Origin of the sequence: Undibacterium sp. JH2W (assembly GCF_049340425.1) — a bacterium.
Taxonomy (GTDB): domain Bacteria; phylum Pseudomonadota; class Gammaproteobacteria; order Burkholderiales; family Burkholderiaceae_D; genus Undibacterium.
In genome coordinates, this window is sequence record NZ_JBMPOT010000001.1 from 1 (window position 1) to 18,232 (window position 18,232).

Consider the following 18,232-nt stretch of genomic DNA (forward strand, 5'->3'; position numbering starts at 1 on the left):
CTTTATTTCTTGTGAACACTTGCTATATTATTTAAGCTTTCCAAACAACCTAAGTTGCTTGGTGCGCTTCACCAAGTGCCCACATTTATTGACTGTTAATTGTTAAAGAACCGTATTCTTTTCTACTTCACCGGACTACTTATTCATCCAGTTTTGCGTCGCAGCGTTGTGTGCGTCAGCAGCAGAGAAACGAGATTATGGAGCATTTCGCTTTCACTGTCAACACCTTGATTTCACTTCGTTTTATTTCGCTCTTTCAAGCGAGTAAAACTGTTGTTCGGTGTTCACAGCTGCCCGTTTATTCCGCAATTTGTTCAATCGCTCATTTCTCGGGCCTGGCTACTTTTACTTCTCTTCTCACCCGCCTTTCAGCGGGAGGCGAACTATAGCAAACTACTACCCGCCTCCGCAAGGCTTTATCGGTAATTATTTACTCTGTTTATTGAAAGGCTAATAAAGGCAAAACCTTGGGTGCGCTGCGCGCACCCTTTGCATTCTCATATTTATATATGTCTGTGAGCAAGTATCGCGGCTTATCAACGAAAGACGCTGGAGCGCCAGCCCGGTAGCCTCCTGCCTGCGCAGGAGCGACGATTTGGAGGGTGTGTCTATTAATAATATTTCGCTTATCGGCCGAAACTCATCACACTGTCATGCCCACCCAGGTATTTCACTATGCTGCATGCAAGTTGCTTCGGCTCTTTTGGGTGTGGCAGTAATCTATATAGCCGAATACCCGCTCCTATATAGAGTATCCATTTGATTATTTGCAGAGAAATCAAGTAAGGTTAGGTTTTTCTCACTTTCCATTATTTCCATGTCTGCGAATTCAGAAGGTTCTACCAAGGCGATTTTTTATGCACTGGGTGCCAATGGTGGTATCGCTTTGGCCAAATTTGGCGCTGCCATGTTTACTGCTTCTGGTGCCATGCTGGCAGAAGCCATCCATTCCACTGCTGATTGTATTAATCAAATCTTTTTGCTGATAGGTTTAAAGGAAGCCAAGCGTGCGCCTGATGCGTCTCACCCTATGGGCTATGGAAGGGTCGTTTATTTTTGGGCCATGATGGTGGCCCTGCTGCTGTTTTTCCTGGGCGGTGCTTTTTCTGTCATGGAAGGTGTGGAACGTCTGAAACATCCTGAGCCTTTAAAGAACCCTATGGTCGCGCTGGTGGTACTGGGTATTTCTGTCGCCCTGGAAGCTTTTTCCTTGTATGGGGCGATGCAGGAGATACGCAAGATAGCCGGAGGCAAGTCTTTCTTTCGCTGGTTCCGCGAAACCCGTCAATCTGAACTGATGGTGGTGGCAGGTGAAGATATCGCTGCCCTGGCGGGTCTGGCAGTGGCTTTTGTTGCGGTGGTGTTATCGGTGGTGACAGGTAACCCGGTCTGGGATGCGATAGGCTCCATCATTGTGGGCTGTCTGCTGATGGCGGTCGCATTTTTCGTCATCCGCGAAGTCAAGGCCATGATTACCGGTGAATCTGCAGCGCCGGAAGTCAATGAGGCGATACGTGCGCATATAGAAGGCCATCCGCAAGTTGAGCACGTCATCAATTTGATCACCCTGCAATGGGGTGAGCAGTTAATGATAGCGGTACAAGCAAAAATGCGTCCGCAGGGATCTGATCAAGCCTTGATTGCCGCCATCAATGAAGTCGAAGATGGCATACAAATCAATTGGCCACAGGCGAAATGGTGTTTCTTTGAGCCGGATATTGATACTACCGACGACTAAGAAAATGCGCCGGTGAGTTTGCTCATCTGTCAGGATTTTTGTTAAACCCTGACATTGTCGACTTCATCGGCAGACTTGAGCAAGGTGTGGATGGCGCGCTCAAACAGAGGCTCTTCTTCTATGAAGCGCAGCTTGCCAAAGTCCAGCAATTCACTGAGTACACGCATGCTGAGTACGGAGGGGTATTCTTCCCCTTTGATGCTGAGCACCACATATTGCAAGTTAGGATCTACCCAGCGCAAGCAAGCCCTGGCTTTGATTTGCTCAGCCTTGATATCAAGCAGGGCACCGCAGACTATGCGTTCAAGATAGGCGGGATTGAGCTCTGGCCCAGCCGCTGTTTCAACAGGAGTCGGGCTTTCTGTAGCAACAACAGGCTTGCGGACCTCTCTATCAAGCATCCTGGCTGGCAAACCCAATTCAGCCAATACTGCCAGTTGATACTGCTCTCTGGCAAATTCATAGTGATGTATCTCGGAGTGTTCTATGGTATCGGCCTGATTGGTAAATTGCTCAAACCTGTCATGCATGGCAGGCAAGCTCAGTCCTTGCAGCTTTTTGCTATCCGCCGCCGGGCGCAGGGCTGTGGAATGAGCTTCTGCCAACCAGTTCAAGAGCTTCTGTTGCCTGGCCTTTTCCAATTCCATCAAATCCAGGCCATGACGCAAAGTGCCTACCATGCTGGGCAACATGGATGACAACAGGGTTCTATCCTCGTTTTCTGTCTTGGGGAAGACACTCCAGAGCAAGTCCGGTACCAGCAGGCGATAACGACGGGCGAGTATGGCATCTGTTCTTTCTGCCACTTCTATCGCCCTGACCCAATCTTTCCTGAGAAAGCTGCGGAAAGAGGCTTCCACATGCACTTTTGGCATGGCCTTATTGATCGCCACTGCAATGCAGGCAAAGCGCATGAAGCGTATCTCTGCTTCATCCATGGCTTTCACGGTGCGGCGTATATGTTGGTCATTGGTGCGCAATTCACGGGCAATAAAGGTTTCAAACCTGTTTTGTATGCGCGAAAATAATTCTGGCACTTCACTGTCATGCCGCATGAGGGTCTTGATAATGCGGGCTATCTCTTCTGAAACATGATTTTCCACATCGCCAATTTGCTCGGCGCTATAGGAAATGGAGCAAATCCGGTTCAACAAGAGGCGAGCCGGGTGTTTGCCCTCACTGAGCAAGTTCTTGTCTTTCAAGGCCAGCTGCAATATCAGGAATTGCAAACGCCCCAGATCAATGCGAGTCTTGAATGGCACGAGCTCGTCACAGAGCATGACTTCAAACAACATGGCGACCAGGTCTATGCACATTTGTTCGTCGGTATCTTTGGCCAGACTATACAGAGCGTCCTTGTGTTCACGTATCAGATTGCGGATTTCGCCTTGCTCGTCTTTCATGGAAGCACTGTCCGGCACCATGACTTTATGCATCTGGCCCAGCACTTTGGCCAGGCCCATACTCATTTCTGGAGGCAATTGTTGGGTTTCCGCCCTTTGTTTCAACTGGCTTTCTATATTATGCAAATGCGAAGCAACCAGCGCCGCTGGCACTTGTATCAAATCGGCACTACTCTTGCCTACCGAACTTGGCAGACCGGTATGCGCAAACTGGCCAGTATTGACTTGATTACCTGCGCTGCCAGTTGGCGCAGGAGCACTCTCCCTGGCGGTAAAAGGAATGCTGCCTTCTACATGTTTATCTCTTTGTGGGTTGGCAGTAGCGGCCGTTTCACCAAAGGCCTGTCTTAATACACCACCCAGCGCGCTGGCACTACTCAGCCAGGCTGGGCCTGCACTGGCTGGTGCAGCAGCAGGTGATGGCATGCCAGGATAAAACATGGCCGGCGCAGGCATATTGCCAGAAGCTTGTGCCAGTACCGGTGTGGCAGGTGGCAGGCTCAGTGGCTTGCCGCGCACAGTCTGGAATAATTGCTCCAGACGTACTCCAGGGCTGGCCATCGTGGTTTGTTGTGCAGCGGGAAATGCCCCGCCCTGCACCTGGCCTTGCCCTCCAGTTTGTGCTCCAGGGAAAACCCCGGTCTGCATGGTGGAATACCCCTGGGAGCCTTGCCCGCCAGGCCCGCCCTGAGGGGTAGTGGCCTGATTGCGGGGTGTTTGCGATTCCGGTGCCTTGCTGATCTTGAGTGAGAGATGCGCGCTGATGCCCTGTTTTTCCAGCGCAGAATTGGCTTCCTGATAAATCGCCGCCATGCTGCCAGCCAGAGTCTCGCCCAATTGTTCTATGAGGATGGCTTCTGTCTCGGCCTGCAAACGCTGCTCTTCTACGGCCAGGAACACGCAACGAGCCAGCAGATAGGGACGGAAAGGATTTTCCCTCTCGCGTATATCGTCTTGTCCGAACAGAATGGCAATGCGTATATTTAAATCCAGCAAGGCTTGCCCAGCCTTGTCGCGGAAATTCTGCGTCATTTCATTGAAACGCAAAGTGGTCTCAAAGGTCGACGAATCCAGCAAGCTCAGTTCGCTTGCCTTTGTCAGGGTCGAGGCGGGCCTGAATGTGCTGTAGGCAGTGCTAATGCTGCGGTCCAGTAACTGTACCAGGTGCACCGGCATGGCGCGGGATATGGCATCCCATTTTTCTGGCAAGAGGGCACGCGCAGCAACGATGCGGCTTTTTTCTGCCGATGAATTGCCATTGTAATTCGCCTTGGTCAGCAATGCTTCCATGGCTACGGGCAGAATGCCGGGTACTGCATGATTAAATGCATGAGTAAATTCAGCGCGAGCACTGGATAAGGACTCGTTTGCGACCATGTGTACCCTATATCTAGAAATTCATCCTTTAACAATACGCGAAAATGACACAGCTTGCAGGAAAAGTGGTGTTATCCCCCCTCCCTGCTGCTGTTCTTTGCTAATTTGCATCAAAAACCTGATCAGGCAGCCTTCTTTTTCCTGACCACGGTCTTTTTAACAGGCGCAGCCTTCACAGTAGTTTTGGCTTCTGCCTCAGGTTCGGCTTTCGCTTTCGATTTTGCAGCAGCAGGGGCTTTTGCCTTGCGTTCTTCAAATTCAAAGCTGACCTTGCCATCCTTGCCACGCACCAGGAAAGCCTTGAAAGGGCGACGGGTGCGTTGCGAGATAAAGCCAGGCAACAGGTCAGTTTTGCCATCATTCAACAATTTACCCATTTGTTCAGGCAGGATTTCTTGTTGCAGGATGATGCGGCCACTGCGGAAATCACAAGCCTTGGGTTTGGCCATGGTTTTTTCGCAGACATAGGCCAGGCCCATTTCATAGACTCCACTGCCACACTTAGGACAAGGTCCGAGGGAAGTTTGTTCAGAAAAATCGACGGCTTCGCCATCTTCGCCTTCATCCTGATTCTGACCAAAGTCAAATTCCAGCTTCAGGTTATTGTGTTCGGTGTCTGGCACGATCTTCAGGATGGCTGCAAATGGCCGCCCCATCTTGGAACGGAAACCTTGCAGCGGGCCAATCTCACGTTTGGCCAGCAATTCTTCCACTTCAGCGACTTCAAACTGACGACTGCCTGGTGTCTTGCTCATGGAGAATTCGCACTTGGTACAGGCAAAGCGACGGTAATTCTCTTTAACGACACCGCCACAATGCGGGCAAGGTGTATGCAAGGTCGCATAGTCACCAGGTATAGTGTCATTATTATATTCTTTGGCGCGTTTGACGATGATTTGGGTCATCTGGGCAATTTCGCGCATGAATTCTTCGCGGCTGATCTTGCCTTTCTCCATTTGCGAGAGCTTGTATTCCCACTCACCCGTCAGTTCTGGCGAGGTCAATTCATCGACCCCCAGACCACGCAACAAAGTCATCAACTGGAAAGCTTTGGCGGTAGGCATCATTTCGCGGCCTTCGCGCAACAGGTATTTCTCGTTCAGCAAACCCTCGATAATGGCGGCACGGGTGGCTGGCGTACCCAGGCCCTTGCCGGCCATGGCTTCACGCAGGTCACCATCATCCACCAGTTTGCCGGCACCTTCCATGGCGGACAACAGGGTCGCCTCGCTGTATCGCGCAGGTGGTTTGGTGACCAGGGCATTGGCGGTAATTTGCTCAGTCAGGACTTTTTCACCTTTGGCAACAGCAACCAGAGTGCCCTTGCTTTCGCCGTCGGCCTTCTCTTCCAGCGCATCCTTGCCATAAATCGCCAGCCAACCCGCGCTGGTCATGACCTTGCCCTCAGTCTTGAACTGATGACCGGATACTTCAGTGATACGGGTCGTTACCTGGAACTCTGCTGACGGGAAAAACACGGCCAGGAAACGGCGGGTCACCAGGTCATACAGTTTTTGCTCAGGCTCAGATAAGTTCTTTGGCGTCAGACCAGTCGGAATGATGGCAAAGTGATCACTGATCTTGGTATTATCAAAAATACGTTTGTTCGGCTTGAGCCAATTATTCTTCAGGATTTGCGACGCAAACTGGTGATAATTATTAGTTTCTGAGATGGTGCTCAGGGTCTCTTTCACCGTAGGCAGATAATCTTCCGGCAAATGACGGGAATCGGTACGCGGGTAAGTCAGAACCTTATGCTTTTCATACAAGGCCTGGGCCAGGCCCAGGGTATTTTTGGCAGAAAAACCGAAACGGGCATTGGCCTCGCGCTGCAAACTGGTCAAGTCAAACAGGGGTGGTGCGATTTGCGTGGCTGGTTTGGATTCTTCAGTAACATTGCCCTGGCGATTACGGCAAGCGGCCACGATGGATTCGGCTGCTGCCTTGCTCCACAGGCGCTCAGCCTTTTTCTCAGGGTCGTGTTCATCTTTTTTGAACTGGTGATCTTGCCAGCGGCCTTCGTAGATACCAGCGGCACAGACGAATTCTGCCTTCACTTCCCAATAATCACGGGAAACGAATTTCTTGATTTTTTCTTCACGCTCAACCACGATGGACAGGGTGGGTGTTTGCACACGGCCTACCGTGGTCAGATAAAAACCACCTTCCTTGGAATTGAAGGCCGTCATGGCGCGCGTGCCATTGATACCGATCAGCCAGTCAGCCTCAGAACGACAACGCGCTGCGTCGGCCAGGGGCATCATTTCTGTATCGCTACGCAATTTCTGGAAGCCATCGCGTATCGCACCTGTCGTCATGGATTGCAGCCACAGGCGGCTGACCGGTTGCTTGGCCTTGGCATGCTGGGCAATCAGACGGAAAATCAACTCACCTTCGCGGCCCGCGTCACATGCGTTAATCAGGCCGGTGACATCCTTGCGCTTGATCAGTTTGTTCAACACTTTAAGGCGTGACTCGGTCTTGGCAATCGGGTTCAGGGCGAAATGCGGCGGTATCATCGGCAGATGGGTGAAACTCCATTTGCCGCGTTTGACGTCATATTCTTCTGGAACCGTGATTTCCAGCAAATGGCCTACGGCTGACGACAGCACATAATTGTCTGATTCAAAATAATCATCATGCTTGGTGAAGCCACCCAGCGCTTTCGCTATGTCATTAGCGACTGAGGGTTTTTCGGCAATGATGAGCGTTTTTGTCATTTCGGGGTTCTCGAATAGGGTAAAGCGTGGTCGCCAATGTCGAATAGGCAACATTTCGCAAAATAAGCGTAAGACTAACCTAAATTTGCGGGGAATGATAAACGCGATAGACGAAAAACCGCAATCTATGCGCGATTTTTGTCATAAAAATTCCATTTAGGAAATGATTAATGCAAAAGCCTGCCCGTGTTGTCGTCATCTGACAACAATAATTCATCAAACATGAGCATGTCGGGCTCGGCACCCTGGCTCCACAGCATCATCAAGACAATAATGCGCAGCTTATCCAGGGGCAAGGGTGATTCATTGACAACTAATGCTCTTTCAATCACGATTTCGCGCTGATTGGCATTCAATAAACCGGCAGATTCCAGAAATTGTATGAAACCCAGGGCTGGCGTACCCAGGGCGGTAATTTCCTGCTCTGCATAAATCCTGAAACCCTGGGATATGGGCGCAGCTGTTACCGGCTCGGCAGTATTAATCGCCAGGCCCGTGAGCCAGTCCAGGGCTTCGGTAATTTCATCCTCAGGAAAGCCGACTGCCGACAATTTTTTGGTCAAGGCTGCCGTGTCAGGACAGGCGTCCGGACGGTAATAAGTTTCGTAGAGGTAAACAAGAATATCAAACATGCTGCTACTGTAGCCTTTGCGGCGATTTCAAACAAGCCCCCAGGACTTACGATGCATTATCAATCAGGCAAGTCGGCGGTAATAACCACCTGGCAAAGACTCCAATTGTCCACCCAGCTCCAGCGTCAATAACTCTGTCGTCAGGCTGGCAATGCCTATGCCAGTGCGGCTTGCGAGCATATCCATGTGTACGGGATCAAAACTGATTTCTTGCAAGAGCAACGATTCTGAGGCATCAACAGACACGGGTTCTTGCTGCGCCTTGATCTGGGGAGAGTGTGTCTGCAATTGCAGTTCTTCCAAGATATCTTGTGCCGATTCCACCAGTTTGGCACCCTGGCGTATCAATTGATGGCACCCCTTGGATAAAGGTGAATGGATGGAACCGGGAATGGCAAAGACTTCCCTGCCCTGCTCCGCCGCCATACGTGCCGTGATCAGGGAACCTGACTGCGCTGCCGCTTCCACCACCAGGACGCCTTTGGCCAATCCGGAAATAATGCGGTTACGACGCGGGAAATTAGGTGCCAGCGCTGGTGTTCCCAGTGAATACTCACTGACGATACAGCCGCCCTCAGCAATCAGATGTGCCAGATGACGGTTACGCGCCGGATAAACGATATCGGCACCCGTACCTATGACGGCAATCGTGGAACCCGGGCCACGCAAGGCACCTTGGTGGGCCGCGGTATCTATGCCTGCCGCCTGCCCGGAACTGATGCACAGGCCGGCAAGGCTCAGGGCTTCAGAAAATTGTTCTGCATTGCGTATGCCTTGTACCGTTGCATTCCTGCTGCCAACCACGGCCACCGTGGCAGCATCAAGCAAGCTGACGCGGCCTTTGATATACAGCATCAGGGGTGGATCAGGAATTTCCAGCAAGGAGCGCGGATAAGCCGTATCCGCCAAAGTCAATATCAAATTGCCTGGCTGCTCTTGCCAGTCCAGGGTCTTATCTACTTGTTGCCGGAAATCAGCTGGCATGGCCAGCAGGGCACTGGCCAGCCTGGGTGTGACGACTTCACATAAGGCGGTATGGCTGGCCGCAAAAATCTGCGCAGGCAAACCGAATACAGACAGCAAGCGACGTGCCGTTTCATTGCCCACGCCTGGCGTTTGCTCCAGCCTCAGCCAGGCGATTAAATCCGTCGACAATTCCACGCGCTTGCAGTGTTGATGACTTATCTTGGCGATCTCGCTGCGTCACCGACTTTGACGATGTCCTTGACTTGCATGATGAGGCCGTAAGAAATATTGCTGAAGACGCGGAAAATAAACAAATCGCCGATAGGCTCATCCGGCAACTTGATTGAACGATTAGCGTCGGTTTTGTCCTGTATCACTCTGCCATAATTATACAAAGTCAACACTGTTCCCAAATTCAAACCATCATTCTTGCCGCGGTTGACGGTCACGATCTGGTTTTGCCCCGCAGATGCCACGCCACCATAGACGGAGACTACACGGGCATCTACTTCGTCGGCCGGCGGGTGTGGCACATAGTTCAGGATAGGTGAAGGCGGGATAGGCATCAAACGGTCACCTACGGCCATTTCTTCCTTGGACCTGACAACATTAAAAGTATGCACGTCGCTTTCGTCCGTGCCTTCACGTTCAAGCTTGACTGTACCTAGGTAGACTGCCTCATAAGCAATGACGGCCTTGGTTTCTGGATCACGTAAAGGCGTGCCTGGACGGAAAACCTGGAAGGAAGTCCCTCCCTCGAGTTCACCGCGAACATATGCCTGTTCGCCCACACCCAGGTTCACCCTGCCTTCCTTGGTGGCAATAATCCTTGGTGCAACAGCCAGGTCATTGTCTTCCAGGATCAAAGGCTGGGACAGGAAGGGCTCTATCATCGATGCCGGGATAGATGGAATGGCATTTACCCCCAGACCCTGCACCCGTGAATGCGGATTCATTTTGACGGTAGGTATGCCGCCGGGGTTACCAAGACGCAAACGACCATTGACGCGGTCAAAATAGACGATCTGGCCAGGATAAATCCAGTGCGGATTCTTGATATCCTCTTGATTCATGCCCCACACCACTGGCCAGCACCACGGGTTTTTCAGGAACATGCTGGAAATACCCCATAGCGTATCCCCTTTAACAACAACATGCTTGTCTGGCGCTTCCGGCAAGAAGTCGCATTTGGTTTTGCTGGCAACTGCTTGCGCCTGTGCGGTGGTGGCCTGCCCACCGGCAGCGAGCGCCCCTGAAGAAATCAGGGGAAGACTGACAGCGAAGATGGAGGCGATTGTGCTAAACTTTTTCATGAATAATATCCGATGCAAAATACTGCAATACCGCAAGTGAAGGCGCGCAGGCAGGCGCAAACTTGCAAAACTTGCCAAATTGAATCAAATTCTGCCCATAAATCCTTGAACTAGCAAGAAAAACTGCGCAATAAGCCTTAATGCTTGTTGTGAAATGTCTTATGACGATACTAAATATACTGCGCTATCCCGATGCGCGCCTCCATAAAGTGGCAAAACCGGTAACACAATTTGATGAACGCCTGAAAACCCTGGTGGCCGATATGGCAGCCACCATGTACGACGCACCCGGCGTCGGTCTGGCTGCCTCCCAGGTCGATGTGCACGAGCAGTTGGTGGTCATTGACGTCTCGGAAACAAATGACCAGTTACAAGTTTTCATCAACCCGGAAATACTCTGGGAGAGTGCAGAACGCAAGGTCTATGACGAAGGCTGCCTGTCTGTCCCTGGCATTTATGACGGCGTAGAACGTCCGGCTGAAGTCAAGGTCCGCGCCCTGGATGCCGACGGTAAGCCTTTCGAACTGCATGCAACCGACTTACTGGCTGTCTGTATACAACATGAAATGGATCACCTCAAGGGCAAGGTCTTTGTTGAATACCTGTCACCCATGAAGCGTAATCGCATCAAGACCAAGATGCTGAAAGAAGAACGCGAAGAACAACGCAGACGGGCTGAACGTTAATGCGCGTCATCTTCGCTGGCACCCCGGAATTCGCGGCTACCGCCCTGCAAGCCATTCATGCAGCGGGTTTTGAAGTCCCCTTGGTATTAACCCAGCCTGACCGCCCGGCAGGACGAGGTATGCAATTACACGCCTCTGCCGTCAAACAATTTGCATTGCAACATGGCATCACGGTAGCCCAGCCTCAGTCTTTACGTCTGGATGGTAAATATCCTGAGGTCGCCAGAGAAGCACACGATTTACTCAATAACACAGCGCATGATGTCATGGTGGTGGCGGCTTACGGCCTGATCCTGCCGCTGTCTATATTGAATATTGCGCGCCTGGGTTGTTTGAATATACATGGCTCTTTGCTGCCACGCTGGCGTGGCGCGGCCCCTATACACCGGGCGATAGAAGCAGGCGATACAGAAACCGGTATCACCATCATGCAAATGGAAGAGGGTCTGGATACCGGGCCTATGCTGCTCAAGCAAAGTGTTACCATCGCAGAGAGCGATACTACGGGCAGTTTGCATGACAAATTGGCAGCACTGGGGGGGGAAATGATTGTTGCAGCATTACAACGTTTAACAAGTGGTGATTTGCCAGCGACAATGCAGCCAGAAGCTGGCGTCAACTATGCATCCAAAATCAGCAAGGACGAAGCTGGCCTGGATTTCTGCTTGCCAGCCGAGGTTTTGGCGCGAAAAATTCGGGCCTTCAATCCTTTTCCCGCTACCCACGCTCAATATGCAGGCACCACCATTAAAATTTGGAGTGCAAAGCTACTTGAAACAACTGGTAACCATAAACCCGGGCAAATACTATCGGCAAATTCGGAACAAGGTGTTATTGTTGCCTGTGGCCAAGGCTCGCTCAGCTTGACCGAATTGCAAAAACCCGGCGGTAAACGACTTTCAGCGACAGATTTCCTACAGGGCTATGCTTTCAACGAGGGAGAATTTTTCAGTTAAACAAGAAAAAACAAAAAAAGATGAAGCAAAAAAGCTACAACTTTCTCTTGTAAAGTTGCTTCACGGTGTTATAAGTGCGGAAATAATCCATTTAATGCCTGGCTGCAAGCAAAATCTTTGTTGCTCGCCGCTACTTGTTGTATTCTCTTACACTGAATTATTGCCATTTTCGTTTTCGATAACAAAAACTCTGACTAAGACCTAAAAAAAGGTGAGCTCATGAAGAAATTTCTTCCCATTGCCCTGGCAGCAACGCTGTTGGCAGGTTGTACTACTCCATACAGTGAAACGCCTTTAGCAGGCAATTTTCCGACGACTACGCAAAATAAACTGCAAGCAGCGTCGCACTGGCTCGTCATCGCGAAAGATGTAGCAGAGCAAATCAAACTCGGAACCGACAAGATAGGCGCCCCGGTTTACGTCATGCCGCCAGAAAAAGATAGCCAGTTCACGCAGGCTTTCTATACCCAGATCATTACTTCCCTGGTCAATCAGGGCGTAGTTGTCAGGAAAATCAATGACGGCACTTCACAAGTCGTCAGTATAGAAACTCAGCTGGTGCGCTTCTCCTATGATCGTCATCAAAACAAGCGCTTCACCAGCGTCACCGCTATCGGTGCTGGTATTGCTGCAGTACATGGCCTGGGTATCCCGGTCAAGACAGATGCCGTCCTGGGAGTATTCGCCCTGACTGGTGCTTATGACTACACCAGCTGGATCAATCAGGAATATGCAAGAGGCCGTACGCCTCAGCATGAGTTGATCGTGACGACGTCTTTGGTGAAAAACTCGCAATTTATCGCCCGTCGCACCGATGCCTACTATATCTCGGACTGGGATTGGACACTTTACAATAAAGACACCGATTTTAACTTCCGTGTTGTTGGGGGCCAATAATGATGAAAAGCGCAGCTCTCGTAATTGCTTCTGCCATCGCACTCAGTGCTTGTGCCAATCTGGGCCTGGGCAACACACCGCCACCAGCGGCAGCATCCCCTGTGCCTACGTGGAAAGATGCGGAAGCCAATGAATTCATCCCGGCGAATCAACGTGCAGCAGCACTATTGATCAGCAATGCAGGCTTGAAACTAGATCCTTCCCGTCCTTTGATTATTGCCACCTTGGCCAATATCAACTTCCTGGAAGAATCTTCGACCTTTGGTCGCATTATCGCCGAACAAATTTCAGGTCAGTTCACCCGTCAAAACTACAAGATGGTGGAAATGAAATTCCGCGATAAAGTGTTCATGAAGCAAAATGTGGGTGAATTGCTGCTGACACGTGAAATCAAGGATGTCGCACAAAATCATAGTGCCCAGGCGGTTATTGTTGGCACCTATGCCGAAAGTGACAAACTGGTTTTCGTCAACTTGAAGCTGGTCAGACCTAGCGACAATACCGTCATCAGCTCGGTTGATTACGCGATTCCCATGGATAAGAATGCCAAATCCCTGTTGGGACGTCGATAATTATCAAGTAGTGAATGAGCTTGCGCTCATTGTTACGGCAAGAAAACGACAGCCCAGGCTGTCGTTTTTTTTGCCTCTTGTCAGATTGGCAGGCTGCAATGACAAGCATCACCTAACTTCCATGGCAAATAAATCACTGCGTGCCGCCTGACTGATAGCTAATACTGCCGGATGTGTCAGCTTGCGCTGTACTGAGATGGCATAAAACTGCTCTTTGATTTCATCCGTCTGTCCCAGTAATTGCACATCATATTGGCGCATCACCATATCTGCGATCACCGTAGGTGCGGCAAAAAAACCTGCCCCAGCCTGGCCAAAAGCGCTCATGAGCGCACTATCATCAAACTCGCCAGCAATACGCGGATGCAAACCCTGATGATCAAACCATTGTAATAAGCGGGCGCGCAAAGCTGCATCTTCACCAGGCAATAAAAAAGGTGCGCCTTCCAGGCTTTGAGGGAATGGCTGAGAATATTGCTGCAGCAAAGCATTGGTGGCAAAAAAACTGATCCCACATTCCCCCAGTTGATGACTATAGCCACGCACATTGGCGCTGACAGGCATGGGACTGTCTGACATGACAACATCGAGTTTATGGGTTGCCAGGTCAGCCAGCAAGACTTCCAGCTTGCCCTCGCGGCAATTGATGCGCAAGGTTTGTGGCAACTTCAAGGCTGGTTCCAGCAAGCGATAAGCCAGGGTCTTGGGCAAGGCATCTGATACCCCCACTCTTAACTGCACAGTGCGGGCAGTCGGTCTATGATGCAAGACTTCTTCCAGCTCTTGCCCCAAGGCAAAAATATCATCGGCATAACTTAATACCAGGCGGCCAGCCTCAGTCAATTCCAGGTTACGCCCATTCTTGCGAAACAATTCCTCGCCCTGGATTTCTTCAAACAGGCTCAATTGCCCACTGATGGTTTGCGGCGTCAGATGTAATTGCTCACTAGCGCGAGCAATGCTACCAGCCTTGGCTACCATCCAAAAATAATGCAAATGCTTGTAATTGAGATGCGGCATATGAATTTGCTTGTTTTAAAAATACATCGGTTTTTACGAATATATATTCAATTATATTCGACTTTTCTTGTTTATCCCTAAGGCCTACACTAGCTCTACCTTCTGTTGAGAAGGTGAAGCCATTTTGCAGTCATGCATGGTTTCAACATTTCAGGAGATAAGCATGAAAATCTTGAGTCGTTCTGCCACTGATGCGCAAACCGTTGCCTATAGAGACAGCAATATCAGCACCGGCCATAAAGTCTTGCGCAACACTTATATGTTGCTGTCGATGACGCTGTTGTTTTCCGCAGTGACTGCGGGTGCGGCGATAGCCTTTAATATTCCCGGCCCCGGTTTCTTACTGACATTGGTCGGTTATTTTGGCCTGTTGTTTGCCACGACTAAACTGCAAAACAGTGGCTGGGGTATTGCTTCCGTATTTGCCCTGACCGGTTTCATGGGTTACACCTTGGGGCCTATGCTGACACGTTACCTGGGCATGCCAGGTGGTACGGGCATCGTGATGACGGCGATGGCCATGACAGGTCTGATATTCATGGGCTTGTCGGTTTATGTACTGGTCAGCAAACGTGATTTCAGTTTCATGGCGGGCTTTTTGATGGTGGGTATGCTGGTGGCTTTCGTGGCCAGCCTGGGGGCGATTTTCTTCCAGATACCTGCGCTGTCACTGACGATTTCTGCCGTCATGGTCTTGTTGATGTCGGGCATGATCCTGTTCGAGACCAGCAACATCATCCATGGTGGTGAAACCAATTACATCATGGCGACTGTCAGCCTGTATGTCACCATCTTCAACCTGTTCACCAGCCTCTTGCAATTGCTGGGCTTTATAGAGAGAGAATAATAAATGATCCATTCCGTCGCCCAGCCCTGGATGTGGGCAGTATTTATAGGTTTTGTTTTACTCATGCTGGCAATAGACGTGTTGGCCCTTGGTGGCTCACGCGCCCATAAAGTCAGTGTCAGGGAAGCGGCGGCGTGGTCATTGGTCTGGGTCAGCCTGGCCTTGTTGTTTGATTTTGGTTTATGGATTTACTTGTCCGATACCGTAGGTCGTGAAGTGGCTACGGCCAAGGCCATGGAATTTCTGACCGGCTATGTCATAGAAAAGTCCCTGTCGGTCGACAATGTGTTTGTTTTCCTGCTGATCTTTGGCCACTTTGCAGTTCCACCGCAGTATCAGCGCAAGGTCTTGCTGTACGGCGTACTGGGTGCCATCGTCATGCGCATTATCATGATTTTGGCTGGCAGCTGGGTGGTTACGCAGTTCTCATGGGTACTGTATTTGTTCGGTATCTTCTTGCTGGTCACAGGCTTTCGTATGCTGGTGGCAGCGGACAAGGAACCAGATCTGGAAGCCAACCCGGTCTTGCGTCTGGCAAAAAAACTGCTGCCCTTTTCCAATGAGTTTCACAAAGAGAAATTCAGCATCAAAGAAAATGGCAAGCGCCTGTTCACGCCCTTATTCCTGGTACTGATACTGATAGAAATATCGGATGTGGTATTTGCCGTGGATTCTATACCAGCGATTTTTGCAGTGACAACCGATCCCTTTATCGTATTCACCTCAAATATCTTTGCCATCATGGGCTTGCGTGCACTGTATTTCTTGCTGGCCGACATGGCAGACCGCTTCCATTTGCTGAAATTCGGCCTGGCTTTTGTACTGATGTTTGTCGGCATCAAGATGCTCATCGTGAAGTGGATGCATGTACCGACCAGCATATCGCTGATCGTCATTGCCACCCTGCTCGGCAGCTCGATTATTGCCAGCCTGATAGTCAGCCGCAAAAAAACTACTTAAACACCAGCAGTTCTTCCATTTTGTACGATTCCCCTTGGCACATCACAGCAAGACCGTGATGTGCCTTTTTTATCCGGGATAAGCGGCTAGTGCATGCAGGGGTGAGCAAAAATACTGTCTGTCCAATTTTGCCATGTTTAATTAAAGCTGATATCAGCGACATTGCCAGCCAAATCCTTGACACCAAGTAAAGTCAGATGTGTGAGCGAAAAAGCAACTAACGAATAACTACCAAGAGTAATGGTAAATTGATCGCCAGCAGCATTCCATGTCCCCTTGGCACCCGAACCGAAATACGCTTCCACAGGATAATTGTCGAACACATCTGTCACCAGAATATTGCGCAGGGTGATTTCTTTTGTTGTTGGCTCACTGAATTTCAAAATTGCTTTGGTTCCCTCTTCAAAGCTAAATCCAATTGATGGTTCCGGAACTCTGACGATGGTAAACGGGCTCACACTGGCCGCCTGTGGCGGAGTGATATCGTTACCAGGGCTTGCTGGATTTTTGGATATGGAGAGATTTTGCAGATTCTCCGTGACACTATTGCCAGATGCATCAAATAACTTGATCTGCGTCCTGCCCGTATTGATACCGCTCAACAAGGATGTGGCTGAATTTACATCCAAGGCAAAGCGAACATCGCCATCATTGGCAGCGATCTGGCTATCAGTCGCCACGACATTACCGTCCAGCAGCAGATATGCTTTCCCTCCATTGACCTGGCCCGCCGTAATGTTGACAGCAATTTCACTGCCACCATTTTGTAAAGTAACAATGCTGGCTTTGCCTGGTATAGTAGGCGGCAGATAGTCATGCAGGAATTTCTCACTGCTCACCTGAGTCACCTGACCAGAACTATCTATAACGCGCAAATAGAATGCTGCGTCTCGCGACATGATTTTTTGCAACAAAGAACTTCCCATATTTGACAGGTCAAATTTAATATTGCCATCCGAGGTTGAAGTAATATTTTTTGTTGCAAGTGTATTAAAGTCAGACAAGTTGTCCGAATATTTCAGCTCTACTCTCCCCCCTGCAAGCTGACTGATGTCCAGGCTTGCTTCAGCAAACAAACCTGTATTGCTGGTATTTACTTTTCCGGCGACGACATTTCCCCCTGTCGTGATGACATGAAAATTCACAGCTGCATTTGGCCCTGTATGCTTATATTCAGGTTTAAGCAAATCAAAAGATTCAGAGCTAGACAAAATATTGCCAGATGCATCCATCAGCAAAATTTTTCCCATATTGCTTGAATATTTAGATATTCTAGGAAAACTGAAGTCCAGGGAAGTATCAGATTTGGAAATAGTGCTATCAATCGCAATATTCTTGTTACCGATTTGTAGGACTGCAGTCTTTGCGGCCCAGGGCAAAGCTGTCAGGTAGACATGCGCTCCTATCGTTTCCTGATCCAGACTTGCACCATTTTTAAGGCTATCTACCGTTGTGACGGTATCAAATACCAAAGACTTGATAGGCAAGATTTTGGGATAAGCCGGAATTTGTAAAGCTGGCATATCAACACCCGGCTTGACTGTGGACATCAATACTTTCATTGCATCAAGAGCGTCGGGATCAAGATAACTAGCCTGTTTTTCAGGCGTATCCAGCACGCTGGTAAAAGCCGTTGCAAAACGCAACTTGGCCGCAATCATTTGCTCATCGGCACTACCACTGGTGACGCCGTTGACAATTGCCAATGCAGCAGTTCCTATATTGACTACCTTGTTTTCGATTTGTTCGGTCCAGTAAGCCAATCCGGCTGCGTCTGGATTGCGACCCAATAAATTCTTATATAAAGCAGTCACTACATCTAGTGTATTTTTACCAAAGTAAACATCTTGGTACTCCCGCTGCACACTAAATGACTGCGCAATGCCGGCCAGGGAAATCTTATTGGCATCAAGTTGACCTTGCCAATAAGCCAGGCCGGTTGTATCGGCAGGGCGATTGAAATAAGCGATGTAAAGCTTCTGTATGGCGCCGGCGTTGATGCCCATGAAAACCCCAAATGAGTTAAAAATGATGAATGCATAATAAACATGCATAAAACTGCACATACCTGGTCAAAGTCAGGTAATAGACATGGAATATGGAGGTATTAAAAATTGAAATTTTGAGAAAAAGAGATTTGGCCAT

Annotated in this window: 14 protein-coding genes; 7 read left to right on the forward strand and 7 right to left on the reverse strand. The window is 49.8% G+C overall.

The window, feature by feature from the left end; genetic code table 11:
* The first annotated feature begins 817 nt into the window (after positions 1 to 817).
* Entirely contained in the window at positions 818 to 1,738 is a 921-nt protein-coding gene (locus ACO0LC_RS00005) for a cation diffusion facilitator family transporter (protein ID WP_422999343.1), read from the forward strand.
* 41 nt (positions 1,739 to 1,779) lie between these two features.
* Here ACO0LC_RS00005 and ACO0LC_RS00010 read toward each other — a convergent pair whose 3' ends face one another.
* From ACO0LC_RS00010 to ACO0LC_RS00030, 5 genes are all read right to left on the reverse strand, one after another.
* Positions 1,780 to 4,518: a DUF1631 family protein gene (locus ACO0LC_RS00010; RefSeq protein WP_422999345.1), complete on the reverse strand. Its 2,739-nt coding sequence runs from the start codon at positions 4,516 to 4,518 to the stop codon at positions 1,780 to 1,782.
* 122 nt (positions 4,519 to 4,640) lie between these two features.
* Positions 4,641 to 7,238, reverse strand: a complete 2,598-nt coding sequence (locus ACO0LC_RS00015; protein WP_422999347.1) for a DNA topoisomerase III — start codon at positions 7,236 to 7,238, stop codon at positions 4,641 to 4,643.
* A gap of 167 nt (positions 7,239 to 7,405) precedes the next feature.
* Positions 7,406 to 7,870 (reverse strand): DUF494 family protein, encoded by a 465-nt coding sequence (locus ACO0LC_RS00020; protein WP_422999349.1) that lies wholly within the window; start codon positions 7,868 to 7,870, stop codon positions 7,406 to 7,408.
* A 63-nt stretch (positions 7,871 to 7,933) separates the two neighbouring features.
* The gene (gene dprA / locus ACO0LC_RS00025) at positions 7,934 to 9,031 is read right to left on the reverse strand and encodes a DNA-processing protein DprA (protein ID WP_422999351.1); all 1,098 of its coding nucleotides are present in this window, start codon (positions 9,029 to 9,031) and stop codon (positions 7,934 to 7,936) included.
* A gap of 20 nt (positions 9,032 to 9,051) precedes the next feature.
* On the reverse strand, positions 9,052 to 10,149 hold the full coding sequence (locus ACO0LC_RS00030; RefSeq protein ID WP_422999353.1) for a LysM peptidoglycan-binding domain-containing protein: 1,098 nt from the start codon (positions 10,147 to 10,149) through the stop codon (positions 9,052 to 9,054).
* Positions 10,150 to 10,310: 161 nt separating this feature from the next.
* Between ACO0LC_RS00030 and def the strand changes: the two genes are divergently transcribed.
* From def to ACO0LC_RS00050, 4 genes are all read left to right on the forward strand, one after another.
* Positions 10,311 to 10,835: a peptide deformylase gene (gene def, locus ACO0LC_RS00035; protein ID WP_422999355.1), complete on the forward strand. Its 525-nt coding sequence runs from the start codon at positions 10,311 to 10,313 to the stop codon at positions 10,833 to 10,835.
* Complete coding sequence (gene fmt / locus ACO0LC_RS00040; protein ID WP_422999357.1) at positions 10,835 to 11,791, forward strand: methionyl-tRNA formyltransferase; 957 nt, start codon at positions 10,835 to 10,837, stop codon at positions 11,789 to 11,791. The genes def and fmt overlap by 1 nt, the downstream gene beginning before the upstream one ends.
* Positions 11,792 to 12,010: 219 nt before the next feature.
* Entirely contained in the window at positions 12,011 to 12,688 is a 678-nt protein-coding gene (locus ACO0LC_RS00045) for a hypothetical protein (RefSeq protein ID WP_422999359.1), read from the forward strand.
* Positions 12,688 to 13,260: a FlgO family outer membrane protein gene (locus ACO0LC_RS00050; protein WP_422999361.1), complete on the forward strand. Its 573-nt coding sequence runs from the start codon at positions 12,688 to 12,690 to the stop codon at positions 13,258 to 13,260. Before ACO0LC_RS00045 ends, ACO0LC_RS00050 begins: the two co-directional genes overlap by 1 nt.
* Before the next feature lie 108 nt (positions 13,261 to 13,368).
* Here ACO0LC_RS00050 and nhaR read toward each other — a convergent pair whose 3' ends face one another.
* Complete coding sequence (gene nhaR / locus ACO0LC_RS00055; protein ID WP_422999363.1) at positions 13,369 to 14,280, reverse strand: transcriptional activator NhaR; 912 nt, start codon at positions 14,278 to 14,280, stop codon at positions 13,369 to 13,371.
* Between the two features lie 163 nt (positions 14,281 to 14,443).
* Between nhaR and ACO0LC_RS00060 the strand changes: the two genes are divergently transcribed.
* Both ACO0LC_RS00060 and ACO0LC_RS00065 read left to right on the forward strand, forming a co-directional pair.
* Positions 14,444 to 15,127, forward strand: coding sequence for a Bax inhibitor-1/YccA family protein (locus tag ACO0LC_RS00060; RefSeq protein WP_422999365.1), 684 nt, complete (start codon positions 14,444 to 14,446; stop codon positions 15,125 to 15,127).
* 3 nt (positions 15,128 to 15,130) lie between these two features.
* Positions 15,131 to 16,087, forward strand: coding sequence for a TerC family protein (locus ACO0LC_RS00065; protein WP_422999367.1), 957 nt, complete (start codon positions 15,131 to 15,133; stop codon positions 16,085 to 16,087).
* Positions 16,088 to 16,224: 137 nt separating this feature from the next.
* On the opposite strand, the gene ACO0LC_RS00070 is transcribed toward ACO0LC_RS00065, so the two are convergent.
* Positions 16,225 to 18,093: a DUF4214 domain-containing protein gene (locus ACO0LC_RS00070; RefSeq protein WP_422999369.1), complete on the reverse strand. Its 1,869-nt coding sequence runs from the start codon at positions 18,091 to 18,093 to the stop codon at positions 16,225 to 16,227.
* Positions 18,094 to 18,232: the final 139 nt, after the last annotated feature.